Here is a 26,457-nt window from a genome sequence, read left to right as displayed (position 1 = left end):
AAAGCAGGTCGAAGGCGACGAGCACGATCGTCGTCGAGGCGCCCTTGAGCCGCTGTTGGAGCGCAAGGCGGCGCTGAAGAAGATCATCACCGGCAGCGACCTACAGTTAAGCGATAGCTTCGAGATCGATGGCCGCGAGATGTTCACGCACGCCTGCAAGGTGGGGCTCGAAGGCGTAGTCTCGAAGGTGCGTGACAGCATCTACGCCAGCGGCCGGGGCAACAATTGGATCAAAAAGACATGCGCCCAGCGCGAGACCTTAACAATTGCCGGCTTCGCGCTCGACGAGGGCAAATGGGACGGTATTTATCTCGCGAGGCGCAAGGGCGACCACCTAATCTATGCCGGCAAGGTCGACCATGTCGTTCTGCAAGACGGAGAAATCGGTGCTGCCATCGGCGGCCGGCATCACGACCTCGCCGTTTATGATGGCCGAGCTCGCCTTGAATCACCCGAACCCACCCTTCTTCAGGATTTGCCGCAGTGTATCCGATTTGCTACGCGTCGTTCAAGAAAACGCGGATTTCGAATCCGTCGAGCAAAAGATTGCAATAATTGCGATAGCCTTCTTCATCGCAACTTCTTGCAACCGGCCCATGATACTGCGGCTCTCCAATCAAGAGCTACCCGTCTTAGCAACGTATGCCCGACAGCAACGCTGCGCCGCCGCGGCCTGAACTGTTACGCAGTAACATTCTCCAGACGCGCCTTTCATCGGAGGAACCGGAACAATGCTCTGGCCCAGCGGTTGACGGCGCATCAACAACCACTGGAGAGAGTGGACATGAAAACCCGTCTTGCGATTTCATTGGCTGCTGTGTCGCTGCTGGCGGCGTCGACTGCGGCCTTTGCCCAGTCGACGACCGAACAGGGCGCTAGGGACGGCGCGCGTGCGGGTGGCGACATCGGTGGCCCGGTCGGCGCGATGGTCGGCGGCACCGTCGGTGCGGCCGTTGGCGCCGGCCTCGAAATTCCGAATGCCGTGCTCGGCGGAATTCCGCGCGACGACTCCGTCGTGATCCACGAGCGCGTCGTCGTCGGCGAGCCCTTGCCCCCGACCGTGGTCTTGCGCCCGGTGCCGAACTACACCGAGTATCGCTACGCGGTCGTGAACGACCGCCGTGTCATCGTCGAACCGCGCACGCGCCGGGTCGTGAAAATCATCGACTGATCGGTCAAGGCGTGTAGGCTTTTAAGAGCCAAGAGAGCTGGCCCCGCAAATTCGGACAGTAGCTTGAGTGGATTTTCTGCCTGACAGCGGCGAGGATTCTTGCTGCGAATCAGGAGCGAAGATGACGAAGAAGAGCCGCCGGACGCATTCTCCGGCATTCAAGGCGAAGGTTGCTTTGGCTGCGGTCAAAGGCGACAAGACACTGGCGGAGCTGGCGCAACTGTTTGATGTTCATCCGAACCAGATCACGATCTGGAAAAACCAGCTCCTGGAAGGCGCCGCCGGCGTGTTTGGGCATGACAAGACATCGGCCGAGACGCCGGTCGATTTGAAGGCGTTACATGCCAAGATCGGCGAGCTGGCGTTGGAAAACGATTTTTTGTCCGGCGCGCTCACCAAGGCGGGCCTGCTGAGCGCAAAGCGATGATCGACCGCGATCATGATCTTTCTATCGTGCGCCAGGCGAAGGTCCTGAAGCTGGCTCGCAGCACGGTCTACTATGAACCTCGGCCAGTTTCGGCCGAGGACCTTGCCTTGATGCGTCGGCTCGATGAGCTGCATCTCGATTATCCCTTCGCGGGAGCGCGTATGCTGCGATCGTTGCTGCGGCGGGAGGGCGTATACGCCGGTCGCCGCCACATCGCGACGCTGATGAAGCGCATGCGGATCGAGGCGGTCTATCGTCGCCCGAACACGAGCAAGCCGGCTCCGGGTCACAAGATCTACCCGTACCTGTTGCGCGGATTGAAGATCGAGCGGCCCGACCATGCGTGGGCAATGGACATCACCTACATTCCGATGCGGCGTGGCTTCGTCTATCTCGCGGCGGTCGTCGATGTGTTCAGCCGACGGGTCCTGGCCCATCGCGTCTCGATCACAATGGAGGCGGCCTTCTGCGTCGAAGCGGTCCAGGAGGCGTTGGCGAAGCACGGCAGGCCCGAGATTTTCAACACGGATCAGGGCAGCCAGTTCACCAGCCTCGAGTTCACCGATGTGCTGCTGGACGCGAAGATCGCCATCAGCATGGACGGCAAGGGCGCCTGGCGCGACAACGTGTTTGTCGAGCGGCTCTGGCGCACGGTCAAATACGAAGAAGTTTATCTCCGCGCCTACGACAGCGTGTCCGAGGCGCGAGCGTCAATTGCCAAGTATCTGGCCTTCTACAATCAGGGACGCCCTCACTCGAGCCTTGACGGGCGCACGCCCGACGAGGCTTACTTCGGCACGCAAGCTATGGTGATGGCCGCATGACCGTCGCCGACGGTTTTGTCGTCGCTCTGGTCGGGCTACGCCCTCCCGACGCAACGACAAAACCGTAAAGCCCCGCGTTCAGCATAACCCGGCAGGAATCCACTTAAATCCAGCGGGGCGCTGTCCAAACAACCGGGGCCAGCTCTGTGACCGTCATTGGATATGCGCGGAGACGAAAGCGCACAGTAGCGATTTGTCGCACGCGACCGTCCTTCTGATGAATTAACATTAGGGAAGAGACCGGCCTGACGGAGATCAGCGCTATGGGGTCCCTTGAAGCACTCGCCATCGTCGTTGTTTTTGTTCTGGTGGCAGTGGTCGTGACCACGCTCGTGCAAACCCGGAAACGATAGCAGCTTGATCCGCCGCTTTTGGGACGTGGTCGCCTCCGTTGTGCCCGGCGCGTTATCCACCGCAAGCTGTAGCGGCTTGCCGACGCTCTACCTCCGGGCGATGCTCGCGCGATGGGCACCAAATCACGCGAGACCATTTACGGTGGGTCGGTCCGGGCAGCGGCAGAACGGGCGACCGAAGCGCGGAAGGAGGCCGACCGGCTCGCCGTTGCGGCGTGGAACGCGCGCATGCTCGGTTTCCAGGGGCCCGCGCAACCGTCGCCCACGCTCGGCGATGCGCTTAATGCCGGTTACCGCTACCTCGAAGTGCGCTGCCTTGGCTGCGACACGCACCAGACCGTCGCCCTTGGACATCGTGCGGCGACCGAAGGCGACGCCGGTTCATGAACTGGAGCGCTACATGCGGTGCAAGGACTGCTCGGAGGTGCGCGGCTACAGGAACCCGAACCGACGTGATATATCGACGGTCGTAACACAAAGGATGTCCTGAGCGTTCGAAGCTTTTTGTCCGTCGTCAGATAATTTGAGACTGGTCAGGCTTTTTGAGAAGGGAGGCTCTGGTTCATCAGGGTTAGAGTTTAAGCGACCTGCAGTTGATGCTGCAAGCGGCGGTTCGCGATGGTGTCGCGCTTGATGCGGTTTCGTTCTGCGAGGATCGCCTCAGCCCTGCCGAAGTAGACATCGGCTGGCGTGAGGTTGTCGATGCTCTCATGATAGCGGACGTGATTATAGTGTTCGACGAAGGCTCCTACTTGACGCTCGAGATCACCGGGTAGGTAATAGTTGTCGAGCAGGATGCGGTTCTTCAGCGTCTGATGCCAGCGCTCGATCTTTCCCTGGGTCTGAGGATGGTACGGAGCGCCGCGCACATGCTGCATGCCCTTCTGGTCGAGCCACTCGGCCAGATCATCCGCCACGTAACTCGAACCATTGTCGCTGAGAAGCCTTGGCCAGTGCGCGACGGCGCCGTCGTCTTGTCCTCGAACTCGTTCGCGGCCTCGATCACCACATAGGCCGGGCTGGTGATGAGGTCATGCGCCTTCAGCAGCCGATAGACCGACGCCTCGGATACAAAGTACTTTCGTTCGTCGGTGAACCGCACGGCCAGCTCGCGTGGCGACAGCTCAGGTAACTCCAGCGCCAGGTCGATGATCTGGCCCCGCACATCGTCCGGGATGCGGTTCCAGACCCGGTCTGGTCGAGACCGATGATCGGCCAGCGCCTCAACGCCTCCCTCGCGGTAGCGATCATACCAGCGATAGAATGTGGCGCGCGGGATCCCGAGCTTGTCCAGTGTGCGCTTGGCCGGAAGGTGCGATTGCTCGACCAAATGGATGATCTCGGCCTTCTCTGAGGCGGGATACCTCATGCCTCGTCCTCCCCATCTCCGTTCATACTTGTTTGAACAGACGGTTCTCCAGGGGCAGATCGGCGACGGCCTCCTTCAAGGCGGCGGCCTCCCGGCGGAGGTCCTTCACCTCGCCGGAGGTCGTAGCTCGTGCCGTGTCGCCGGCCAGGCGGCGCTTGCCGGCCTCGAGAACTCCTTGGACCAGCCGTAGTACACATCGAGGCGGCAATGCCTTCTCGGCGACAAAGCTCGGAGATGTTCTCCTCGCCGCGCAATCCTTCCAGCACGATGCGGATCTTCTCTTCCGCCGAATACTGCCGGCGGTTCTGGCGCCGAATGTCCTTTCGCACTTGGTCTGCCGACGCTTTGCCCGGTCCGGATTTCTGTTTCATCTTCGCTGCTGGTGGCTACGATGAACCAGAAATCCTTCCAGGGCTGCGTCCTTACGGACACGCGAAAGGAGTTCTGGGGTAAGCCGGTCCGTGGCTGCGCCGCGGACCGGCTACAAAATGCCTTTACAAGAGCTCCTCGTGAGAGCTCAGGGGGGGGCAGGACCATTTCTGCTCATCCGGGTTCCAAACACACCAAGGCTGACCGCCGACAGCGGCGCACGCATCTTCGAAAGTCAGTTCGGTTACGCCATAATCTGAGATATCCATAGTTGTTTCCTTTCCTACAAGGCGTCAGCTGCCGCTGCCGCAACGCAGAGAATTCAAATCGCGTGCCACGCAGCGGAGTGGCGATAGAGGCGCCAAACAGGCCTTTTTTGCCGGAGCGTATGTGAAAAGCGCGGCGGTCTCTTCGTGCCAACGTCGTCTGCTGGACATTCATGTCGCGGCGCGTATCCAGCATTCCCTTTCGTTGTGCCGACGCGCATTCCGATGTCGGCTTTCCCTCGCCGTCCCTAATTCATCTTCCGCTCGAGCCACTTCTTGATGCTGTCGCCGGCGCGTGTAGTCAGGCCAAGCCTGTTCTTTCCGGCCGTCGAGCGGTTCTTTAGTTTCAGGCAGAGCCATGCCGCAAAGTTTCTTGCCGACTTGAACCCGCGCGCATCCACGACCTTGATCGACAGCAGCTCGCAACGATCGAATCGACCCCCGAGATAGCCGGCAGCCGTTCACTCATCTCTTTACTCCGGCGGAGTTGCATGAGCTACTTGCCGACCTTTGCGATCTGGTCCTCGACGTGCGCCAGTTCTGCTGCCAGAGCGTCCACCCAGCTGCTTTGTAAAGTCGGAGACTTTGCGTCGGCCTGAATGTCGATCAGCAACCGCGAAAGCCCCTTAGGCGCGGCAAAGCCGTATTCTGCGGCGTAGCCGCGGATTGAATTGGCAAACCGGGTCCGCCTGCCGATGAACTGGTTGCGCACACGCTCCAACATTTGTGCGCCCTTGCTCGGGACTTTTGATGGGCACAAAGTTCTTACGCAGTTTCGGCCGGCTTGCCGCACGCAAATATATTGCGATCGGCATCATCGCCACTTCATGCCGGTTTGATTGCAATTCCCACGCCTAACAATGCGATGCCCGCAGGCCTCCAGAGCCACAAGCGCACGCGGCAGCGCTTGAAGAACTTCTAAACCAGCCCGCGGCTCAATTTAAGCCGCAAAACCGGCTGCTCGTTCCCATCAACGCCATGCAGCTGAAACACACTCTGGACGTATGCAAACCGACGCGAACAATCGCTTTTATGCGCCCCGACGCGTCGCACTCTGCGCCGTTCTTTGCCCAAGCCTGCCAAGCGATTTGGATTTGATCGCTCAGCTCGCCCCGCTGCTTCTTTGATGATACCGAAAGCGACCTAGTGGGGCCGCGGCGACATCCGCATTGCCGCGATGCCGAATGAACCTCTCGCGCAGCCAACCCTGAAGGCCATGGAGTCGTTTCGGGGCGTTCAGGCGACTTGAACGTTTCACCCCGCCCGCCACCACGTAGTCTTTCACCGAGATGGCTGCAGCCCAGCTGCCGCGGAATCCGCTTCAGAGCCAGCCGCACGCCCTCAGGCGCAACACGTCCGCCACGTCATCCGGCGTCTTCATCACCTGCCCCCCGTGGATCAATCCACGAGGAGCCTTCCGTGATTCGTTCCTCGTTCATTCGCTCTCTCCTCAAGAAGGGGCAATTGCTCGTGACGCTGAGGGGGCATGACCTTTTGCCCCTAAGTGTTATCAAGTCCTGAGTTCGCCCCGGCTGTTGGATTTGCCCAGGTTGGGCGGTGGTAGCGACGTGAGCTGGCGGATAGCTCGAAGGCTTCCTGAAGCATGCCGTGTTCGCCCTGTTCGATTTGTCGCATTTGCAACCACAATGATGTTCGGGCGGTCTGCCGCACATTTGCTGTTTAGCATCATAAAAGCAAGGAGAGCGTTTTCTGCCGTTCCTGAGCAGTTGGCACGAGACTTGAAGTTGCTACGGGGTCGGCAGCAGTTGCTGGTCGACCACACTCACGGCTATTGAAAAGGAAACAACATGAGAAGCTATATGTCAGCTTCCGGAATTGACTCCTGAAGAAGCATGGGCAACTGTGGGAAGGAAGGTATCGCTCGGACGTGGCGCGGTTGCGGTTGGGAGGTTCGTCCCATTGAGGGCGGTGGTTGCAGCATCATTCCAATTCCTTGCCCTGAGGAGCCTAGCCCTTAATTGCAAAAGTGTCTGCAGCCTGCCTGCGGCGCCAGGCAGGCTCTTCTTCATGCCGCCCCGCGAAAGTTTCGTGCCGGACGAAAGGTCTTTGGGCGCGCCGCGGTTGAACGTTTGAGAAATTCCGTTCAACGGCTCTGTCGCGGGCGCAACGATAAGACTTCACCGGCGTGCGGGGGCTCTCAGCTGAGTGGCAGGATCGAATGCAAATCAAATACAAAGCGGCTGCTCTGGATTTGTTGTGGAGCAATCGCATGATCGCTCCACACCTCTTTTCGGGTAATCAACGAAATTGGCCGAGCAGCACCAGCGAGTGTTCCACATCTGACAAGGAGATAACAATGAAAGTCGATACGTTAGTTGGCTACCCTTAGGTGTGAAGGACAATAGCTGGCGCACCTTCCCCGTGCGTCGCTCAATCCTGATGAGTCGTTTGGCACTGCCAATCGTCGTAATCCGTGACAGGGCTGCTATGGCTGATGTAATGCTGCCTCCGGAGACGGTCTGCTACACTGCAGAGAGCATCCTATCGCGAGAATCAGGACGATCTTTGGCGATCTACAAGATAATTGTGTTGTCTGTCGTTGCGACGTTTGTGTCGCTGCCAGTCATCACCGTGACGCTGTCTGCTCAAAGTGCCGGTACCATTCGTCCCACAATCGAGAAAACTCCTCTGATAGCACCCGTCTCCGGACGAATTTCTCGTGTTCTTGCCGTCGAGAACGATCTCGTTGCACAAGGACGAGAGATCCTAGCTCTCGACGATGTGGTCATTAAGGAAAAGATCGGTGCGCTTACAGGCGAAATCCGTCTGAAGCGCGATCGTGCCAGCGACCTCCAGGCCCTGATCTCTTCCGGCGCACAGTCCGACGCCCCAGTCCGCCTCCGCTCGGAGTTCGCCACGGCCGAGCGCCTGCATTTTCTCAACCTGTTGCGGGAGAACCAATATGCCCGCAGCAACGCCGCGGCAGAACTCGAGCGCGCTCAGCGACTCGTCGCGGTTGCTGCAGCGCCCACCAAGGCGGTTGAAGAAAAGGCTTTCGCGTTGCAGAGCCTCGAGGTGAAGGGCGAGATCCTCGTCCGGAGCAAATCCGCCGAATGGAATCAGCAGCTCTTCGATACAAACCTCCGCCTTCAGGAACTCACCGCCAGCTTGCACCAACTTGAGAACGAACGCGACTTGACCCAGATTCGCGCTCCCGTGTCCGGCGCACTCGAGCAATTCAACGGCGTCACCCCAGGCAGCTACGTCCAGGCGGGGCAAACTGTCGGTTGGGTCTCGCCCGACGGCGAACTGGTGGCGGATATCTACGTTTCGCCCAAAGACATCGGCTTCGTGCAGCCTGGCCAGGCGGTGAGGCTCCAGGTCGATGCCTTCAACTACAATCAATGGGGGATGATTGACGCGACAGTGCTAGACGTCGCGCAGGACTTTACCCTGCAGGAGAAGAGCCCGGTCTTCAAGGTTCGCTGCGCGCTTTCTCGCAGTTACCTCGAGCTCACAAATGGCATCATTGGTCATCTGAAGAAAGGCATGACGGTGAGAGCCCGTTTTCTCGTGGCGGAGCGCACTCTGCTGCAACTTCTCTACAATGAGATTGACGATTGGCTCAACCCGGTCCTAGCGGCTCGTTAATTATCCATTCCAAGAAGCCGGTGAGCCGCCATGTTGGGTCAAATCATCAAAGTCAAGCAGCGCGACATCACGGATTGTGGGGCTGCCAGCCTCGCTTCCGTTGGAGCCTTCTACGGTTACAAGTTGCCATTGTCGCGCATTCGCCAGTATGCGTCGACGGACCAATCGGGCACCACCGTGTCGGGTCTTCTGCTAGCGGCTCATCAGCTGGGGTTCATTGCCAAGGGCGTCAAGGGCGGCTTCGACAGCTTGTACAAGATCCCCAAGCCGGCCATCGCGCATGTGATCATCAAGGATGTCTTGCACCACTTCGTAGTGATCCAGGCGATCGACACGAGGTGGGTCACCGTCATGGACCCCGCGTACGGCGAAATCCGCAAGCTATCGCATGAAGAATTCAAGAGGCAATGGACTGGCGTCCTGGTGCTCCTGGTTCCGGCCGACACCTTCAAGCGCCGCGATGAGACCACCTCACCTCTTCTCCGCTTCGCCCGGCTGCTTGCATCGCACAAAGCGGCGCTAACGCAGGCTCTCGTCGGCGCACTGGTAACCACCCTCCTGGGGCTGTCGACAGCCATTTACGTCCAGAAGATCGTCGACCACGTGATCACAGCGGGCAACCGCAATTTGCTCAATCTCATGAGCGTCGTGATGCTGCTGATCCTGGTGCCGCAGATCGTAATCAACCTGCTCAGAAACCGGCTAGTCCTGCAAACAGGTCAGAAGATCGATGTCTGCTTGATCCTCGGCTACTACAATCACATCCTAAGCCTACCACAAAAATTCTTCGACAGCATGCGCATGGGAGAAATCGTCTCCCGGATGAATGATGCGGTGAAAATCAGGAGCTTTCTGAACGACGTCTCGATCACCATGTTCGTCAACATGCTGGTCATACTGTTCTCGTTCGGCCTGATGTTCATCTACTCGTGGAAGATCGCCTTGGTCGTGGCTATCTCCATCCCACTATATGTCTTAGTCTATTGGACCGTTAACCGACTCAATAGGAAGCGCCAGCGCGCGATCATGGAGAATGCCGCCGAACTGGAGGCGCAATTGGTTGAATCACTCGGAGCTGTTTCCACGGTCAAGACTTTCGGCGTGGAGAGCTTCGCTTGCCTTAAGATGGAAACTCGCTTTGTCAAGACCCTGCAATCGGTCTACAGCTCCGGCCTCATCTCGATCGTCGGAGACAATGCTTCTACCTTTCTCTCAACTCTCTTCACAATCCTGCTAATGTGGTTTGGCGCGACGCTTGCTATGGATCAGGCCGTGACTCCGGGTGAGTTACTTTCCTGCTACGCACTGCTCGGCTATATCACCCGGCCTGTCGCCAACCTGATCCAAACCAACAGAATCGTTCAGGACGCGTTTATCGCGGCGGATCGCCTGTTCGAGATTTTCGACCTTGAGCCGGCACGCAGCGGCGGTATTGATGCCACCAAATCCGAGCTTGGTGATATCCGCCTGGAGAACGTCACCTTCCGCCATGGCTCGCAGCCGAAGCTCTTTGAAGATCTTAACCTCACCTTTCGTCGAGGTGAAATGACGGCCGTGGTGGGAGAAAGCGGCTCAGGCAAGAGCTCCCTTGCGGCGCTGCTGCAGAACGTCTACCCGCTCGAAAGCGGCCGCATTCGGATCGGTCCCTATGACCTTAAAGACTTCTCGACCGTATCCTTGCGTAGGGTTATTGCTTCGGTACCGCAGTCGACGGACGTATTCTCAGGCTCGCTGATCGAGAACATCGCGCTCGGCGAGTTCGAACCGGAGATCGACAGGATCATGAAGGTCTGCGATCAAACTGGGCTGCGGGAGGCGATCGAGAATTGGCCGGGAGGCTTCCAGGCCTATCTAGGCGAAAACGGCGTACGGCTCTCTGGCGGCGAAAAGCAGCGCCTTTCGTTGGCCCGAGCTCTGTATCGGGATCCGGACATCCTGATCCTTGACGAGCCTACCTCTTCTCTGGACTCCGTTGCCGAAGCCACCATTAACCAGCTCCTTGATGATTTGCGTGGCGCCGGCAAGACCATCGTGGTCATCTCTCACCGACCCAGCACCATCCGCACTGCCGAGAAGCTTGTCATGTTACACAAGGGGCGGATCGTTGCTGAAGGCAGGCATACTGATCTGCTGGGTGAAGCCGCTTACCTTCGCTTGTGGCAGACGCAAACAGGGGTCAGCTAGAGTTGCAGAATTTGCTGTGACCTCCTCCGAATGAGTGGACACCTGTAGTAGGCTCATTGAGCCCGGAGGTGTCGAATGGAACGTCAACGTCGATCATTCACCGAAGAGTACTGACCTGGCCTGGCGCGCACTGCGTGGACGCCCCTCCAATCTGCCGAGCTTCGCATCCGGGCCATGCTCGCGCGGCATCCGATACCGACAGCCAAGATCGTCCAACAATATTTCGCTCCCGTGAGCGATTGATTACGCGCGAAGAACCGGATGCGGGTAATTCGCTCGTCCGGGTCTGAGAGGAGCGGGGATGGCAACATTCCCCGCCTCCAGTTGCGGTCCTTCGTTGCGGCGCGTCGTAAAGCTCGCCGCAGCGCCACGACCATTCCCTATGACGCACGAGAGGCTGCGCCAATCATCATCTTCAACGGAGCACACCTATAACCACGCCAACACCTGTAGCTGCACCGATAATGGCGAGCTATGGCGGAATCTGGGTGATGACGGTGTGAGGAAGGCGGCGTATCGAGGCGGGTGACGAGCCTGCCAGAACCTCTCGAGGAGAGCGATACGCCATGACCGAGACTACCAATGTTCTTGCTTTCCGTCAGCCGTCCGTAAACGGTACGAGAGGCCCACGGAGCCACGGACTTGGTGCGGACGGCCTACGCACCGCGCTTGAAGCGTATAGGCATCCAGAACTGCCGGAGGGCCTCGACGGTTGCTGGAATGTTGCGCCAGGCGTTTTGGATGATGGGCTGCGTTCCCAGCGTGCGCCGGGCCGGGGGTAGCAAGGGTCGACCGGCGTCGTCGATGCAATGGACCAAGATCGGCCGCAGCATAAGGTGTTCGGTTCCATTCGGGGGGAGAAGCCGCGACCAGACGAGAAGCCGAAGCTTCATGACGGCGTAGAAGCCCATGCACCAGGGCTGCGGGTCGACTTCGCCGTCCGGTGATCGCACGAACAGCGGCTCGAAGCTCTCCGGTCTCGTCGACAGCGTCTCGCTGATAGCGTTGTGGCGCATCAGCGTGGCGGCGATTGCCGAGAACTCCTCGGTGTCGTGATTGAAGGCGTCGGGATCTACGCCGAGGAGCGGGCACACCCATTCCTCGGACGCCATCGAGACCGGCCCGGCGACGACCGCGGCCACCGCGCCATCGAGCATGGAGAGCGACGTCGCCCGCGGATGCCGAAGCGTCGGCGACCTGGCGCGCTTGCTGATCCATTGCCCGAGCCGTTCGAACGACATGGCATAGTCCGCCATCGTCGTCTTGCGTGCTTTTCGCGTTCCCCGCCCTTGCTTCGGCTTCGTCATGCCACGGCCCGCTTTTCGGCTTCGCGTGCGGCCTTCCAGTTCCAGGCCAGAAGTTCGTGAAGCTGGTTGGTCTTCGTGGCGCCGCTCACCATGCGATCGAGAACGTCGACGAGATACGCCTCGGGGTCGAGGCCATTCAATTTCGCTGTGTTAAGAAGCGAAGCGAGTATCGCCCAGGTCTCGCCCCCGCCTTCGTCACCACTGAACAACGAGTTCTTTTTTCCGATCGCAATTGGCCTGATCGATCGTTCGACCGTGTTGGTGTCCGGCTCGAGCCGCCCGTCATCCAGGAACGTCGTCAGGCCCTGCCAGCGTTCGAGCATGTAGTCGATCGCCTTGATGAGCGTCGAGCGGCGGGAGATCCCGTCCTTCACCGCGATCAGACGGGCCCTCAACGCCTCCATCAGCGGCTTCGTCTCGGCCTGTCGCGTCGCGCGGCGTTCCCCAGCATCGAGACCGCGGATCCTCTCCTCGATCGCGTAGACGGCCGCAATGCGCTCGATGACCTCCGCGGCGAAGGGTGAGTTCGTCGTCTTGTGCACCCTCACGAAGTTGCGGCGCGCGTGAACGAGACAATACGCCAGCTGGATCTGGCCCGACATCATCGCATCGCCCGCCAGCGAGGCGTAGGCGGCATAGCCGTCGACTTGCAGCACGCCTTCGAAGCCGGCTAACTGCGCCACGATCTCCTTTTTGCCGCGACCACCTGCGAACACGTAGGCGACCGCCGGCGGCGCCGGCCCCTTCCACGCCCGATCGTCCGTCGCGTGCGCCCAGAACTGGCAGATCCTCGTGCGGCCGCGTCCCGGATCGAGCACTGGCATCGGCGTCTCGTCGCAGAACAGCCGCTCGAAGCCGTGCATAGTCTTCAGTTGCAGATCGTAGAGGCCCCTGACCAGCCACGCCGCGCTCCCCATCCAGCGCGCCAGCGTCTGACGGTCGACGACGACACCCTGACCCGCCAGGATCTGCGTCTGGCGATAGAGCGTCGATTGCCAGGCATATTTGGCCGCGGCGATATGCGCGATCAGCGCCGTCGTTGCCATGCCGCCCTCGACGAGCCGCGCCGGTGCCGGGGCCTGGACAATCGGGCCCTCACAGGAGCGGCAGGCGTATTTTGGACGGATCGTGCGGAGCACGCGCAGCCACGCGGGAACCCGATCGAGCGCTTCGCTGCTCTCCTCGCCGATCCGATGCATCTGACCCGTTGCGCGTTTCGCGGGATCGTGAGCGCGGATTTCAGGGGATCGTGAGCAGAGATTTCAGACGATCGTGAGCAACGATTTCGCGGGATCGTGAGCAAGGCTTTCGGAGCCTTGCAGCGCTTCGGCCGACAACTCAACCGGCTTAGGGATGACCTCGTGGTTAACGAGGAAGTCCAATGCCTACCCAGAGATTGTCGATGCGCCGGATCAAGGAAGTCCTTCGGTTAAAACATTTTCAAGGCCTGCCAGAGCGGGCCATCGCGCGGAGCGTGGGCGTCAGCAACGGCGTTGTGCACAGCTACCTGAGCCGCGCCCGCTCTGCTGGGTTGAGCTGGCCGCTTCCGGAGGGAATGACCGATGAAGACCTGGAGCTTTTGCTTTTCCCGGCCCCACGACCAGCGTCTCAGAGCCCGCAGCGGCCGGTGCCCGACTGGAGCTACATCGATAAAGAGCTCCGCCGGCGCAACGTAACCCGTCGCCTGCTCTGGGAGGAGTATCGCGCCGTTAATCCCGACGGTTTCGGGTACACGTGGTTCTGCACTACCTACGAGGCCTGGAAGGGGCGGGTCCGACCTTCGATGCGGCAGATTCATCTGGGCGGCGAGAAGGTGTTCGTGGATTTCGCCGGCGACACCATCGACATCGTCGATCCCCTGACCGGGGAAGTGCAGCCGATGAAGCTGTTCGTCGCGGCGATGGGCGCTTCGAACTACACCTACGCCGAGGCCTGCCCCAGCGAGAGCTTGGCCGACTGGATCCGGGCCCACGTCAACTTGTTCACGTTTTTGAGCGGAACGCCGACGTTCGTGGTCTGCGACAACCTCAAAGCCGCCGTCAGCAACCCCGACCGCTACGATCCCGGCCTCAATCGCACTTATGCCGAGATGGCGAGCCATTACGGCACGGCCATTCTCGCCGCACGGCCGCGGCGCCCAAAAGACAAGGCGAAGGTCGAGGTCGCGGTGCAAATCGCCCAGCGCTGGATTCTGGCCCGGCTGCGCAATCAGCGCTTCTTTTCCCGGGCCGAGCTCAACGCCGCCATCAAGACACTCGTCGACGAACTCAATGCTCGTCAAATGCGTGGCTTCGGCTCAAGCCGCGCCGAACTGTTTGCCGAACTCGACAAACCCAAGCTAACCCCGCTGCCAGATCAGCCTTATGCCTTCGCACGCTGGAAGCGCTGCCGCCTCGCTCCCGATTATCATGTCGAGGTCGACGGCCATTGGTACTCCGCGCCGTATCGTCTGATTGGCGAGCTGGTCGATGCCCGTATCGACGATCGGACGGTCGAGATCTTCCACAAGGGCCAGCGGATCGCCAGCCATGCCCGCGCGCCCAACCGACGCGGACACACCACCATCGCCGACCACATGCCCAGCGCCCATCGCCGCTACGGCAAATGGACCCCCGCCGCGGTGATCGCCGCCGGCGAGCGGATCGGTCCTTCGACAGCAGCGTTTTTCCAGGCCGTGATCGACGCCCGGCCCCATCCAGAACAAGGCTTTCGAACCTGCCTTGGCATTCTGGCGCTCGTCAAAAGCTACGGCGCCGAACGCCTCGACGCAGCCTGCCGGAGGGGCATCCTCATCAAGGCGCGCTCCGTCGCCTCGATTAGATCGATCCTCCAGAACGGCCTCGATCGCACGTTCTTCGACGAATCTTTCGAGCACCAGCCCCTGCGCCACGGCAACATCCGCGGACGCGACTACTTCCACTGAAGCAAGGAGAGACCCGGCATGCTTAACCACCCAACCCACGAACGGCTGATCGAGCTTGGCCTGACCGGAATGGCCAAGGCCTTCGAGGAGCAGCGCCGATCGCCCGATCTCGAAGCCCTGCCGTTCGAAGATCGCATCGGCCTGTTGGTCGACCGCGAAGCCGCCGAACGCGACACCAGGCGGCTCACCACGCGCCTCAAGATCGCCGCACTGCGCCAGACTGCTTGCGTCGAGGACGTCGATCTGCGCACCCCGCGGGGCATCGACCGCGCCGTTTTCGCCAAACTCGTCGAAGGTCGCTGGATCGATCGCCACGAGAATTTGCTCGTCACCGGGGCAACCGGCCTGGGCAAAAGTTGGTTAGCCTGCGCGCTCGGCCACAAGGCCTGCCGCGACAACCGATCAGTCCTCTATCATCGCGTTCCAAGGCTGTGGCGCTCGCGCTCGCGCGCGGAGACGGACGTTACGCTCGGCTCCTCAAAAGCCTCGGCCGCGCTCAGCTTCTGATTTTGGATGATTGGGGACTATCGGTGCTCACCGCCGCGGAACGCCGCGATCTGCTCGAAATCCTCGAGGACCGCCATGGCCGCGCATCCACCATCGTCACAAGTCAGCTCCCCGTGGACACCTGGCATGGAGCCATTGGGGACCCCACGGTCGCCGACGCCATTCTCGATCGCCTCGTCCACAACGCCCACCGCCTCCAGCTCACCGGAGAAAGCATGCGAAAACGCAGCGCCAAAACCATCACCCTTGACGGCCAACCAGAACACTGACTCTATCTCCCATCGGCCGTAGCGGGCTGCTCACGATCGTCTGAATTCAGTGCTCACGATCGCGCGAAATCGATGCTCACGATCCGTGAAATCCGCAACCCGTGCAGCACGGGCACAGCGTGGACGCCGGCTCGATCACCCGCTCGACCCGAGGCAGATGCGCCGGCAGCGCGCCGATGTTGCGCTTCGCTTTGCGCCGCTCCGGCCGCGGCGCGTCCGGTTTGTCGTCATTGGCCGGGAGCTGTGAGCCGGCGGTCCGTTCCAGATCAAACGCGATCTGTTCGGCGCAGACGATCGCCGCGCGCTCCGATCGTGCGCCGAAGATCAGGCTCTTCAACGTGGCGATCTCTGCGCGCAGATCATCGTTCTCGCCTTCGAAAGCCAGCACCATCTCGGCAAGAGCCGCAGGGTCAGAGGGGAGATCTTCGGGGCGAAGCGCCATATCGCAGAGCTACACGAACGCACTCGCAATCGCCAGCAAAACAAGACGCTTCAGGCAACCTTCGTCGGCCGCTTCGTCACCTTCGGGACCACACGCGACCACTCCGCAAGACCTTCAATCAGCATCGCCAGTTGCGCCCCCGTCACCGGCATCGTACCCTCGCGAACAGGTGGCCAGGCAAAGCCCCCATTCTCCAGCCACTTCGTCGCTAGAACCATTCCCGAGCCGTCAAAAACCAGTAGCTTCAAACGATCCGATCGCTTCGATCGGAAGACATAAACGTCACCGCTGTAGGGCTTGCCGCCTAATCCCTCCGCTACCAGCGCGACAAGGCCATGAACGCCTTTACGAAAGTCAATCGGCTGCGTCGCGACGAACACACGGACCATTGGACCGAAAGAGATCATCGCGTCGATCTCACCGCCGCCAGCACGCGCTCCAGCGTCGCGGCGTCGACGCCGACGGGCACGCGCACCGTCGCGCCCGCGATCATCACCTCGATCCGCTCGGCCGGATCCGTCAGAACATGCGCCTTATCGATCGCGTTCGGCTGCGCCTCGACGGCGGCCTGGAGCCTGACTTGCACGAACTGCGGCGCTTCGCTCGACGCGAGCCGCGCCTGGCGCCGCCACACACTGAGCAGTCCCCGGTTCACCCCGTTGCGTCGAGCCACCTCGGAAATGCTCGTCTCCGGATCGGCACTCTCGGCCACGATCCGCGCCTTCTCCGCATCGCTCCAACTGCGCCGTCGCCTCTCCCCTGTGATCACCTCGATCCGCTGATAGGAGGCGGCATCATGCCCGTCTTGATGTCTGTCTTGATGCATGGAACGAGCGTCCCTCGCGTTGTCAAATCCACGCGCGAGTCTCGCTCATCCCGTCCACCTAAACGAGGTGGGGTCGTCGTACCGCTATCAGCCGTCCGCGGTTGATGATCCACTGACCGATATCGTTCGTGCCGGCGCGCGGGACCTGCTTGCCAGGGCGATCGAGATCGAGGTTGGCGCGTTTCTGGCCAGCACGGCCAATCTGACGCTGCCCGACGGTCGAGCGCGCCTGGTCCGACATGGGCACGGTCCGGTGCGCGAGATTGCGACCGGCATCGGTCCGGTGGAGGTCGCTCGTCCCAAGGTCCGCGACCGCGGAGCGAGCGGGCCAGGCGACCGCCTCCGCTTCAGTTCGGCAATCCTGCCGCTATGGGCGCGGCGGACGAAGAGCCTGGATGCCTTGATCCCGGTCCTCTATTTGCGCGGCATCTCGACCGGCGACTTCCAGGAGGCGCTCTCGGCGCTGCTCGGCAAGGATGCGCCGAACCTGTCGCCTTCGGTGATCGCCGGCCTGAAGGCCGATTGGCAGGTCGAGTACGAACGCTGGCAGAGACGCGATCTGTCGGCGCGTCGCTATGTCTACATCTGGGCCGATGGCGTGTACCTGCAGGCCCGCATGGAAGATCACAGCGAATGCATGCTGGTGCTGATTGGCACCACGCCGGAAGGCAAGAAGGAGCTGATCGGCTTCCAGGTCGGCGTGCGCGAGAGCGCGCAGAGCTGGCGCGAACTCCTGATCGACCTGCGGCAACGCGGGTTACGGATTGCCCCGCAACTCGCCATCGGCGACGGCGCCCTCGGCTTCTGGAAGGCACTGGACGAGGCCTTTCCCGGCACGCGGCACCAACGATGCTGGTGCCATAAAGTGAGCAACGTACTCGACAAGGTCGCCAAATCCGTGCAGGGCCCCATGAAGAACGACCTGCGGAACATCTATCTGGCCCCACACCGGGCCGAAGCTGAAACCGCGATCGACGTCTTCGTCGAGAAATACCACGTCAAATACGGACGTGCGGTGGAGTGCCTGATCAAGGATCGCCATGCGCTGCTCGCCTTCTTCGACTTCCCTGCTGAGCACTGGATCCACCTACGCAGCTCGAACCCGATCGAGAGCGTCTTCGCCACGGTGCGCCACCGAACGGTGCGGACCAAGGGATCGCTGTCGCAACAAACTGCGAAGCTGATGGTGTTCAAGCTCATCGACGCCGCATCGAAGACCTGGCGGCGATTGAAGAGCACGAACCAGTTGCCGAAAGTCATCGCCGGTGTAAAGTTCATCGACGGAATCGAAGTCATTCCGAACACTGAAAGCCACGCCGCCTGATCAGGCCGCGTCACCCAAAATCAGCCATAGCTCGATAATGGCTCCTACTCCGGCAATTATTGCCACAATCGGCCAAAACCCTCCCGCGGTCGAAGATGATTCTTCAGGCGATAGTTCGGTTACACCATACGCTGACACATCCGTCTTCATTTTTTTCTCCTTTCAGTGATGCCGGTCGACCGCTCTGGCGGCCGCACGAAGGAGGACTCAAGAGTCGTGCCAACTGTGGAGTGAGAACCCAAGACTCCTCAGTCTGCCTCGTTCAGCGCCGCCTAATTGCGAGCAGGCGCGACAATCTGCACCTGTCAGTGAACGCGCCCGCTCAGCGCCTAGCTTGGCAGCCACACGTGGCTTGGCAGCCACACGTGCCGCTATAGGAACGCTCGATTGACTCGGCTCCATACGACCAAGCCCGCTTCTAGAGTTGCCGTTCAAAACGCACAGGCGCGGCAGCATCCCGCGACAGCTAGGACCACATTCGCTTTCTTGGCTTCAAGATTTAGGCAAGAGGCCGCCAGCGGCGATGGATGCCGCTAGGCCCGCCAACACTGCCACAATCGTCCACAACCAACCTCCCGAAGTTGCAGATGCTTCTTGAGGAGTTAGTTCCGTTACGCCATAGGCTGACATATCGGTCTTCATTGTTGTCTCCCTTTCTGTGTGGGCAGCAGCTATCAAAGACCGTGCCAACTACGTCAAAGAACGCTGTTCGACAGCATAATTGAATGCCTCGCTTCGGCCTTTTAGTTAGGCGCAGCAAGCTATGACAAGATGGTGGAGCCTGCCATCGCGCCGGCCTTTCGTTTCTGGGATCTGCTTTTCTTGCCCTGTTGGGTCACTCGGATTTTGTCTGCCAATCGCCAATCGCAGTTGCCTTATGCCCTGGAGCCGCACCAACAACAAATGAGGTCGCGTTTGCGACGAGAATGCTATGACTTTGACATGCGACGTAATGTTCGCGGTCTACGAGATGTGAGTACCCTGCGCGAGCTATGGCGGAATCTGGGTGATGACGGTGTGAGGAAGGCGGCGTATCGAGGCGGGTGACGAGCCTGCCAGAACCTCTCGAGGAGAGCGATACGCCATGACCGAGACTACCAATGTTCTTGCTTTCCGTCAGCCGTCCGCGGTTGATGATCCACTGACCGATATCGTTCGTGCCGGCGCGCGGGACCTGCTTGCCAGGGCGATCGAGATCGAGGTTGGCGCGTTTCTGGCCAGCACGGCCAATCTGACGCTGCCCGACGATCGAGCGCGCCTGGTCCGACATGGGCACGGTCCGGTGCGCGAGATTGCGACCGGCATCGGTCCGGTGGAGGTCGCTCGTCCCAAGGTCCGCGACCGCGGAGCGAGCGGGCCAGGCGACCGCCTCCGCTTCAGTTCGGCAATCCTGCCGCTATGGGCGCGGCGGACGAAGAGCCTGGATGCCTTGATCCCGGTCCTCTATTTGCGCGGCATCTCGACCGGCGACTTCCAGGAGGCGCTCTCGGCGCTGCTCGGCAAGGATGCGCCGAACCTGTCGCCTTCGGTGATCGCCGGCCTGAAGGCCGATTGGCAGGTCGAGTACGAACGCTGGCAGAGACGCGATCTGTCGGCGCGTCGCTATGTCTACATCTGGGCCGATGGCGTGTACCTGCAGGCCCGCATGGAAGATCACAGCGAATGCATGCTGGTGCTGATTGGCACCACGCCGGAAGGCAAGAAGGAGCTGATCGGCTTCCAGGTCGGCGTGCGCGAGAGCGCGCAGAGCTGGCGCGAACTCCTGATCGACCTGCGGCAACGCGGGTTACGGATTGCCCCGCAACTCGCCATCGGCGACGGCGCCCTCGGCTTCTGGAAGGCACTGGACGAGGCCTTTCCCGGCACGCGGCACCAACGATGCTGGTGCCATAAAGTGAGCAACGTACTCGACAAGGTCGCCAAATCCGTGCAGGGCCCCATGAAGAACGACCTGCGGAACATCTATCTGGCCCCACACCGGGCCGAAGCTGAAACCGCGATCGACGTCTTCGTCGAGAAATACCACGTCAAATACGGACGTGCGGTGGAGTGCCTGATCAAGGATCGCCATGCGCTGCTCGCCTTCTTCGACTTCCCTGCTGAGCACTGGATCCACCTACGCAGCTCGAACCCGATCGAGAGCGTCTTCGCCACGGTGCGCCACCGAACGGTGCGGACCAAGGGATCGCTGTCGCAACAAACTGCGAAGCTGATGGTGTTCAAGCTCATCGACGCCGCATCGAAGACCTGGCGGCGATTGAAGAGCACGAACCAGTTGCCGAAAGTCATCGCCGGTGTAAAGTTCATCGACGGAATCGAAGTCATTCCGAACACTGAAAGCCACGCCGCCTGATCAGGCCGCGTCACCCAAAATCAGCCATAGCTCACCCTGCGCTGGCGGCAGCAGTTCCTGACCGCCGAATTTGCGAAAGCAAGAAGCATCAATAAGGTTCGCGAGGTGAGCTACATGCTCAAGGCGATTCATGCCCAGGAAATTCGTGAGTCGGCTGACGGAAGGCGCGGGCAGCGACGAGGATCTGCGCACCGTCAGGATCGCAAGGAGGCCGATCACATCGCGCAGAATGTCCATGAGAGAGTCTGAACAGAGTTTCCGCGTCGATAGGTGGAGCCTCTGCCGGGGTTAGGCCGCCATGCGGAGTGGCAGCGGGGTGAAGTAGGCTTGATCCGGCGTGCTGCCGTCAAGACCCGAATGGAGACGCCTGCTGTTATGGAAGTTGAGATATCGGCCGATAGAGCTGCGCGGACGCCTGCACCCTTGTGGCTGCCGAGATTATCCATGACGACAACGTCACCTTCCCGCAATTCTGGAACGAGCACCTGGTCCACATAAGCCTGGAAGGCGAGCCCGTTGATCGGCCCGTCGAGAACCATTGGCGCTACCATGCCCGACAGGCGCAGGCCTGCAACGAAGGTCGTCGTCTTCCAATGGCCGTGCGGGATGGAGGCCCGCAGCCGCTGGCCACGGGGCGCACGCCCGCGCATGCGCGCCGTGTTGGTCGACGCCCATGTCTCGTCAATGAAGATGGGCTTGGCAGGATCGAGGCCAATCTGGCCGTCGCTCCACTCTTCCCGCTTCTTCAGGACGTCCGGCCGCTCTTGCTCAGTGGCATATACGGTCTTTTTTTGAGCGTGATCTTCCGACGCTGGAAGAAGCGTGACAACGCGGAGACGCTGAAGGTGTGTCCATCGGCGGCGAGCGCCGCCTTCAGTTCCTCAGAACGTGTTGTCGGGCTTGGCCGCTATCAGTGCGAGGATGCGCTCAGCCTGCCCTTCGATCGCCCGCGAACGTCGATCGCCGCCCTGTGGCTTCGGCGTCACCTCACCTGTCCTTCGAGCTTGCGCCACCCACCGGATCGCGCTCGACACGCCCACTCGAAAGTGCGCCGCAGCCTCTCGACACGACATGCCGCCCGCGAGAGCTATGGCGGAATCTGGGTGATGACGGTGTGAGGAAGGCGGCGTATCGAGGCGGGTGACGAGCCTGCCAGAACCTCTCGAGGAGAGCGATACGCCATGACCGAGACTACCAATGTTCTTGCTTTCCGTCAGCCGTCCGCGGTTGATGATCCACTGACCGATATCGTTCGTGCCGGCGCGCGGGACCTGCTTGCCAGGGCGATCGAGATCGAGGTTGGCGCGTTTCTGGCCAGCACGGCCAATCTGACGCTGCCCGACGGTCGAGCGCGCCTGGTCCGACATGGGCACGGTCCGGTGCGCGAGATTGCGACCGGCATCGGTCCGGTGGAGGTCGCTCGTCCCAAGGTCCGCGACCGCGGAGCGAGCGGGCCAGGCGACCGCCTCCGCTTCAGTTCGGCAATCCTGCCGCTATGGGCGCGGCGGACGAAGAGCCTGGATGCCTTGATCCCGGTCCTCTATTTGCGCGGCATCTCGACCGGCGACTTCCAGGAGGCGCTCTCGGCGCTGCTCGGCAAGGATGCGCCGAACCTGTCGCCTTCGGTGATCGCCGGCCTGAAGGCCGATTGGCAGGTCGAGTACGAACGCTGGCAGAGACGCGATCTGTCGGCGCGTCGCTATGTCTACATCTGGGCCGATGGCGTGTACCTGCAGGCCCGCATGGAAGATCACAGCGAATGCATGCTGGTGCTGATTGGCACCACGCCGGAAGGCAAGAAGGAGCTGATCGGCTTCCAGGTCGGCGTGCGCGAGAGCGCGCAGAGCTGGCGCGAACTCCTGATCGACCTGCGGCAACGCGGGTTACGGATTGCCCCGCAACTCGCCATCGGCGACGGCGCCCTCGGCTTCTGGAAGGCACTGGACGAGGCCTTTCCCGGCACGCGGCACCAACGATGCTGGTGCCATAAAGTGAGCAACGTACTCGACAAGGTCGCCAAATCCGTGCAGGGCCCCATGAAGAACGACCTGCGGAACATCTATCTGGCCCCACACCGGGCCGAAGCTGAAACCGCGATCGACGTCTTCGTCGAGAAATACCACGTCAAATACGGACGTGCGGTGGAGTGCCTGATCAAGGATCGCCATGCGCTGCTCGCCTTCTTCGACTTCCCTGCTGAGCACTGGATCCACCTACGCAGCTCGAACCCGATCGAGAGCGTCTTCGCCACGGTGCGCCACCGAACGGTGCGGACCAAGGGATCGCTGTCGCAACAAACTGCGAAGCTGATGGTGTTCAAGCTCATCGACGCCGCATCGAAGACCTGGCGGCGATTGAAGAGCACGAACCAGTTGCCGAAAGTCATCGCCGGTGTAAAGTTCATCGACGGAATCGAAGTCATTCCGAACACTGAAAGCCACGCCGCCTGATCAGGCCGCGTCACCCAAAATCAGCCATAGCTCCCTAGAAAAGCTGCAGCTTCGTCGCCGGGGAGAGATCGCCGCTCAGGCGCGACAAACGCAAAGACGCTGAACGGGAAGTCGTCCGTGATAATGCGTTAAGGTGCCGCCTCCACTGGAGCCGCCCGGTCGTTGCGATTTGATGTCCCCAGCGATCCGGCGATGATCTCGTCCACAAAATGATTTCTCATAATTGAAGAGGTCGGAAAGAAGCCGGGGGCATCTCGATGCCTAGAGAAATTTGTTGTCATCCGCCAAACGCGGGCAGCCACAAGCGGCCATTCCATAACCGTTCATTACGCGGCGACACCCACGTCAAGTCATGGCACTGGCGAGCGTCCCCTGCCCGCTCGTTCAGACTGATAAGGTTTTTGCTCGAAAGCTTATCAGTTAGGCTTAGCATTCCGCTCTTTGCAGGCAGTGCTCGCGCCCTTCCTGGTCTGTGCGAAAGGATTCGATAAAGCCACCCTGGCGCTGCGTGACAAAAATCGTCCTGCCGTCCTTGCCGCCGAAGGCGAGGTTTGATGGCTCTTTGCCTTGGAGTGCAATCTCTTTCTGAACGTTGCCGTCTGGAGTCAGGACTGAAATTGTCCCCTTCATGATACGGGCGACGAGCAACTTACCCGCAACATCGGTGCGAACCCCATCGATTGTATCGCGATCGAACGTCTTTACGAGTCTCGCGTTGGTCAGCTCGTTTCCGGAAACGTGATACGCCCAAATTTGGCCGCTCCCAGATTCGCCGACATAGAGAATTTTCCCGTCTGGGCTGAGATCAATGCCGTTCGTCGTCCCCATGGCGCGGGGCGGAACCATGACTTGTCCCTGCACGGTCCCGTCTGCGGCAAGCGTAATCCGCCAAATCTGGCCGCTGCGGCCCTTCCAATTTGGGTCGTCGCATAGATCGTTCCGTCGCGCGCGATGGTCATGTCGTTGGGTTGATTCATCTGGTCGGAGTGAAACCACACTTCAGGTGTTGTACTTCCCTTCCGCACCACAAAGATATTGTGCCCCTTGTAGTCCGCGATGAACATCTTCCCGTCGCGTGCAAAGCGGATTGAATTGCCTACGCTGCCTACTGGAAGGTCGATGAACTTTTCAGAAGCCGTGCTTCCGGGCGCGAGCTTGCCGATCGCACCCTGCTTGCCGAAATTGACAACATAGAGATTGCCGTCGAGGTCAGCGGCGGGCCCTTCGATGCCGGACGTGTATTCGCCCGCAGGCGTGGCCTGGACACTTTCGAATAGTCTCTGCTCGGCGCGCGCCGGTGCCGCGGCCAAGATTAGGACCGCACTACAAAGGCACCAGAAGGTCTTGCCGGATATAGTAGCCATCCGCGTCGGTACACTCGCCGTTGAGAAAAACATCCGCCGGCCGATAGAAGCGGCTGAAACCGGGCTTACCTGCAGCGTTCTTTTGTGTCACTACGACGACCTTCGTTGTCGGGATTTCGCCGCATTCCTTGCCAGATTTGCTAAAGAATGGCCTTTGGACGGTCCCGGGCTTGATCCTCATTCTGGTTCCCGGAACCATTGTCCCGGCGAGATAGTCGGCAAGATTGAGGACCTGCACATAACCCGGCTCGATCTGGGGCAGTTTCTCGCCTCCTGGAGGCATCAGCTTCTCTGCACCGAGCCCCCGGAGGCGGATGCGCAGTTTCCCAGAATCGGGGTCACCCGGATATATCCAGCCATCCTGCGCGAGCATGAAGCGCAGCACGGTTTGATCCTTCTCTGCTTCAGGCTGTCCCTTCTTGAGCCCAAAATCGGAATGGCAACCGAGGCAATGCTTTTCGACAAGATTGGCCCGGACGGATGTCAGCCGGGTACTGTTCTTGGGGTCGTTCGCGACGAAGTTCGCAAGCTCATCGATCTGTTCTAACGTCCGCACGCCGCACGGCAATGGATCGGGTGGGTTGCCCGAAGCTCGGTCGAGGCGGACGATAGACTTGTTCTTGTCCTCGACGATCCAGATCGCGCCGTCGGCCGCGACAGTCATGCCGACGGGCGCGCCCTGCGGCCGCGCGCCGTTCACCCTGTGCCAGCCGGATATCAGCTCCTCGTAGGAAGCGGCCGGAACATTGCCGGCATCCGTCTGAAAGGCGCGACTGGGCTCCGCGCTGCAGCTGACCTGGTACCGGACGGGCGGCGAGCTTACTTTTGGGAAGCCGCGGCCATCCACGTCGTAAACTAGAAGACGGCTTCCTGTCGGGCGGTAGCCATGCAGGCCCACGAGCAGCTTGCCGTCGAGCTCAGGGAACTTGCTCCCGTGATAGTACAGCATGCCGAGCGGCGCACCGTGTGGCGGCAGCAGCGAGAAAGGCGGCTTGTAGGCTACCGTATTGTTACAGAAATTCTTATAAGACCCCGCCTGCAACACGATCTTGAACTCAGGGCTTGCCGACGAAAGATCAAAGCAATACGGCCAGCCGTAATGCTTGCCCTTCTCGATCGCGTTGATCTCCTCGTTTGGCGTGAAGATATCGGGTAGGTCCCTCGCGTTCTCGCCCTGCAGGAAGGCATAACCAGCGTCGGGAAACCGGGAATGAACGGCTAGCGCCATCGAGTTGCGAAGGCCGCGCGCGTAGATCTCGCGCGGTGGATTTGGATCATTCGGCCTGAGGGCCGGAAAGACGCCGCCAGACGGCGGTGTGAACATCCAGATCGCGGCAAGGGGCGAAGTGCCTTCACCGACGGCACACGGCTTGGTGATCGGCGGCTTTGTGATGCAGTCGTCGCTGTGCGAGCCAATGTTGACGAATATCCGCCCTGTTCTATCAAAGATGAAATGCTTGAGCGAATGACTGCTCTCCGTGATCCTTGTGCCGTCAGGAAGGGTGATCCGGCGACCTGGCAAGCCCTGGATGATCGTCTCGATTGTGCTGCTCGGGTTTCCCGCTAGCGGATCGATGCGAAAGATCGTCTCATGGGTCGACGCATAGACCTTCTTGTCCAGCCCAATCGCGAGACCAAACGGGTATTCAAGGTTCGTGATGATTTCCTTGAGGCGCCTGCCTTCCGCTGCGTGCGGATCGAGCAACAGCAGCCGGCCATCTGTGCGATTCCAGCCCCCCATGTCGACGATCACGAACTGCTCGTGACCGGGGATCTGCACGATGGAGCGCGGAAATCTTAGACCATCCTCCTCGCTCAGAACCAGCCCTGCGCAGAACCCCTTCTTCATATCGATCTTGACCTTGGGAAAGGAGAGTCCGCGGCCGCCACATTGCTCGGAACCGATTGCGTAGCCGCTCTTCCTCTCGGGCTCCGCCGTCCAAGCCGACGGACCCCACGCAGTAGCAACGGCGAGCACCACGAGGGTGAAATAGTACACCACCCTGGTGCGATTGAGCTTCCCATGCAGAGAACATTCGAGATTCAACGTATTACCCTCCCGCAACGACCCAAGCCGGATCGCAGCGTCTTAAGAAGTTCGCACCAGGTGAACTGCC

The 26,457-nt window shown here is 60.5% G+C and carries 19 protein-coding genes and 7 pseudogenes; 11 read left to right on the top strand and 15 right to left on the bottom strand.

The genetic code is table 11. The annotated features are described in order from the left end of the window. Nucleotides 1-49: 49 nt before the first annotated feature. The 4 genes and pseudogenes from ACVJ19_RS44030 to ACVJ19_RS44015 form a co-directional block, all read left to right on the top strand. Nucleotides 50-361 (top strand): annotated as a pseudogene (locus tag ACVJ19_RS44030) (ATP-dependent DNA ligase); the annotation flags it as partial. Between the two features lie 423 nt (nt 362-784). Next, nucleotides 785-1,171, top strand: coding sequence for a DUF1236 domain-containing protein (locus tag ACVJ19_RS44025; protein ID WP_231145284.1), 387 nt, complete (start codon nt 785-787; stop codon nt 1,169-1,171). Between the two features lie 121 nt (nt 1,172-1,292). Continuing rightward, nucleotides 1,293-2,422 (top strand): IS3-like element ISRj2 family transposase gene (locus ACVJ19_RS44020; protein ID WP_085967151.1). Its coding sequence is split into 2 segments (ribosomal slippage): nt 1,293-1,545 and nt 1,545-2,422, totalling 1,131 coding nucleotides; the frame shifts between segments, so codons are not numbered across the junction. 464 nt (nt 2,423-2,886) lie between these two features. Continuing rightward, a pseudogene (locus tag ACVJ19_RS44015) lies at nt 2,887-3,211 on the top strand (hypothetical protein); the annotation flags it as partial. Between the two features lie 142 nt (nt 3,212-3,353). On the opposite strand, the pseudogene ACVJ19_RS44010 reads toward ACVJ19_RS44015, so the two are convergent. The 3 genes and pseudogenes from ACVJ19_RS44010 to ACVJ19_RS44000 form a co-directional block, all read right to left on the bottom strand. Beyond that, nucleotides 3,354-4,515, bottom strand: a pseudogene (locus ACVJ19_RS44010) (transposase). Between the two features lie 512 nt (nt 4,516-5,027). Next, a complete protein-coding gene (locus ACVJ19_RS44005) occupies nt 5,028-5,180 on the bottom strand; it encodes a transposase (RefSeq protein WP_018273892.1) in 153 nt (50 codons plus the stop codon). 95 nt (nt 5,181-5,275) lie between these two features. Then, nucleotides 5,276-5,503, bottom strand: a complete 228-nt coding sequence (locus ACVJ19_RS44000; RefSeq protein WP_018273891.1) for a hypothetical protein — start codon at nt 5,501-5,503, stop codon at nt 5,276-5,278. Between the two features lie 1,802 nt (nt 5,504-7,305). Here ACVJ19_RS44000 and ACVJ19_RS43995 point away from each other — a divergent pair. Next, nucleotides 7,306-8,391, top strand: a complete 1,086-nt coding sequence (locus ACVJ19_RS43995) for an HlyD family secretion protein (protein WP_018273889.1) — start codon at nt 7,306-7,308, stop codon at nt 8,389-8,391. Nucleotides 8,392-8,421: 30 nt separating this feature from the next. Continuing rightward, on the top strand, nt 8,422-10,575 hold the full coding sequence (locus ACVJ19_RS43990) for a peptidase domain-containing ABC transporter (protein ID WP_284282596.1): 2,154 nt from the start codon (nt 8,422-8,424) through the stop codon (nt 10,573-10,575). A 656-nt stretch (nt 10,576-11,231) separates the two neighbouring features. On the opposite strand, the gene ACVJ19_RS43985 is transcribed toward ACVJ19_RS43990, so the two are convergent. Next, nucleotides 11,232-11,882, bottom strand: coding sequence for a UPF0149 family protein (locus tag ACVJ19_RS43985; RefSeq protein ID WP_063712394.1), 651 nt, complete (start codon nt 11,880-11,882; stop codon nt 11,232-11,234). Further along, the gene (gene tnpC, locus ACVJ19_RS43980; RefSeq protein WP_453955357.1) at nt 11,879-13,120 is read right to left on the bottom strand and encodes an IS66 family transposase; all 1,242 of its coding nucleotides are present in this window, start codon (nt 13,118-13,120) and stop codon (nt 11,879-11,881) included. Before tnpC ends, ACVJ19_RS43985 begins: the two co-directional genes overlap by 4 nt. Nucleotides 13,121-13,263: 143 nt before the next feature. Between tnpC and istA the strand changes: the two genes are divergently transcribed. Together istA and istB are read left to right on the top strand one after the other, a co-directional pair. After that, entirely contained in the window at nt 13,264-14,805 is a 1,542-nt protein-coding gene (gene istA, locus ACVJ19_RS43975) for an IS21-like element ISFK1 family transposase (protein ID WP_060907903.1), read from the top strand. Between the two features lie 18 nt (nt 14,806-14,823). Continuing rightward, a pseudogene (gene istB / locus ACVJ19_RS43970) lies at nt 14,824-15,581 on the top strand (IS21-like element ISFK1 family helper ATPase IstB). A gap of 76 nt (nt 15,582-15,657) precedes the next feature. Here istB and ACVJ19_RS43965 read toward each other — a convergent pair. From ACVJ19_RS43965 to tnpA, 3 genes are all read right to left on the bottom strand, one after another. Further along, nucleotides 15,658-15,972 carry a transposase domain-containing protein gene (locus ACVJ19_RS43965; protein WP_456739540.1) on the bottom strand — a complete coding sequence of 105 codons (315 nt, stop codon included), beginning with the start codon at nt 15,970-15,972 and terminating at the stop codon, nt 15,658-15,660. Between the two features lie 101 nt (nt 15,973-16,073). Further along, on the bottom strand, nt 16,074-16,430 hold the full coding sequence (gene tnpB, locus ACVJ19_RS43960) for an IS66 family insertion sequence element accessory protein TnpB (RefSeq protein WP_018273742.1): 357 nt from the start codon (nt 16,428-16,430) through the stop codon (nt 16,074-16,076). After that, nucleotides 16,427-16,849 (bottom strand): IS66-like element accessory protein TnpA, encoded by a 423-nt coding sequence (gene tnpA / locus ACVJ19_RS43955; protein WP_424578819.1) that lies wholly within the window; start codon nt 16,847-16,849, stop codon nt 16,427-16,429. Before tnpA ends, tnpB begins: the two co-directional genes overlap by 4 nt. 67 nt (nt 16,850-16,916) lie before the next feature. Here tnpA and ACVJ19_RS43950 point away from each other — a divergent pair, with 67 nt between their 5' ends. Next, nucleotides 16,917-18,173, top strand: a complete 1,257-nt coding sequence (locus ACVJ19_RS43950; protein WP_453955358.1) for an IS256 family transposase — start codon at nt 16,917-16,919, stop codon at nt 18,171-18,173. Here ACVJ19_RS43950 and ACVJ19_RS43945 read toward each other — a convergent pair whose 3' ends face one another. Next, a complete protein-coding gene (locus ACVJ19_RS43945; protein ID WP_453955329.1) occupies nt 18,174-18,323 on the bottom strand; it encodes a hypothetical protein in 150 nt (49 codons plus the stop codon). A 342-nt stretch (nt 18,324-18,665) separates the two neighbouring features. After that, complete coding sequence (locus ACVJ19_RS43940) at nt 18,666-18,815, bottom strand: hypothetical protein (RefSeq protein ID WP_155258805.1); 150 nt, start codon at nt 18,813-18,815, stop codon at nt 18,666-18,668. Between the two features lie 442 nt (nt 18,816-19,257). On the opposite strand from ACVJ19_RS43940, the gene ACVJ19_RS43935 reads away from it, so the two are divergent. Then, complete coding sequence (locus tag ACVJ19_RS43935) at nt 19,258-20,526, top strand: IS256 family transposase (RefSeq protein WP_166348650.1); 1,269 nt, start codon at nt 19,258-19,260, stop codon at nt 20,524-20,526. Here the strand turns inward: ACVJ19_RS43935 and ACVJ19_RS43930 are convergent, their stop codons facing one another. The 3 genes and pseudogenes from ACVJ19_RS43930 to ACVJ19_RS43920 all read right to left on the bottom strand — a co-directional run. Further along, nucleotides 20,527-20,763 (bottom strand): hypothetical protein, encoded by a 237-nt coding sequence (locus ACVJ19_RS43930; RefSeq protein WP_284279026.1) that lies wholly within the window; start codon nt 20,761-20,763, stop codon nt 20,527-20,529. A 51-nt stretch (nt 20,764-20,814) separates the two neighbouring features. Then, nucleotides 20,815-20,934 (bottom strand): annotated as a pseudogene (locus ACVJ19_RS43925) (IS3 family transposase); the annotation flags it as partial. Further along, nucleotides 20,922-21,599, bottom strand: a pseudogene (locus ACVJ19_RS43920) (IS630 family transposase); the annotation flags it as partial. The pseudogenes ACVJ19_RS43925 and ACVJ19_RS43920, both read right to left, overlap by 13 nt. A gap of 108 nt (nt 21,600-21,707) precedes the next feature. Between ACVJ19_RS43920 and ACVJ19_RS43915 the strand changes: the two are divergent. Next, complete coding sequence (locus ACVJ19_RS43915) at nt 21,708-22,976, top strand: IS256 family transposase (RefSeq protein WP_038952271.1); 1,269 nt, start codon at nt 21,708-21,710, stop codon at nt 22,974-22,976. A gap of 426 nt (nt 22,977-23,402) precedes the next feature. On the opposite strand, the pseudogene ACVJ19_RS43910 reads toward ACVJ19_RS43915, so the two are convergent. After that, nucleotides 23,403-24,340: pseudogene (locus ACVJ19_RS43910) on the bottom strand (SMP-30/gluconolactonase/LRE family protein). Beyond that, nucleotides 24,300-26,321: a PQQ-dependent sugar dehydrogenase gene (locus ACVJ19_RS43905; protein WP_453955359.1), complete on the bottom strand. Its 2,022-nt coding sequence runs from the start codon at nt 26,319-26,321 to the stop codon at nt 24,300-24,302. Before ACVJ19_RS43905 ends, ACVJ19_RS43910 begins: the two are co-directional and overlap by 41 nt. Nucleotides 26,322-26,457: the final 136 nt, after the last annotated feature.

Source organism: Bradyrhizobium sp. USDA 376, from assembly GCF_054063675.1.
This window is presented reverse-complemented; position numbering and strand designations above follow the sequence as displayed.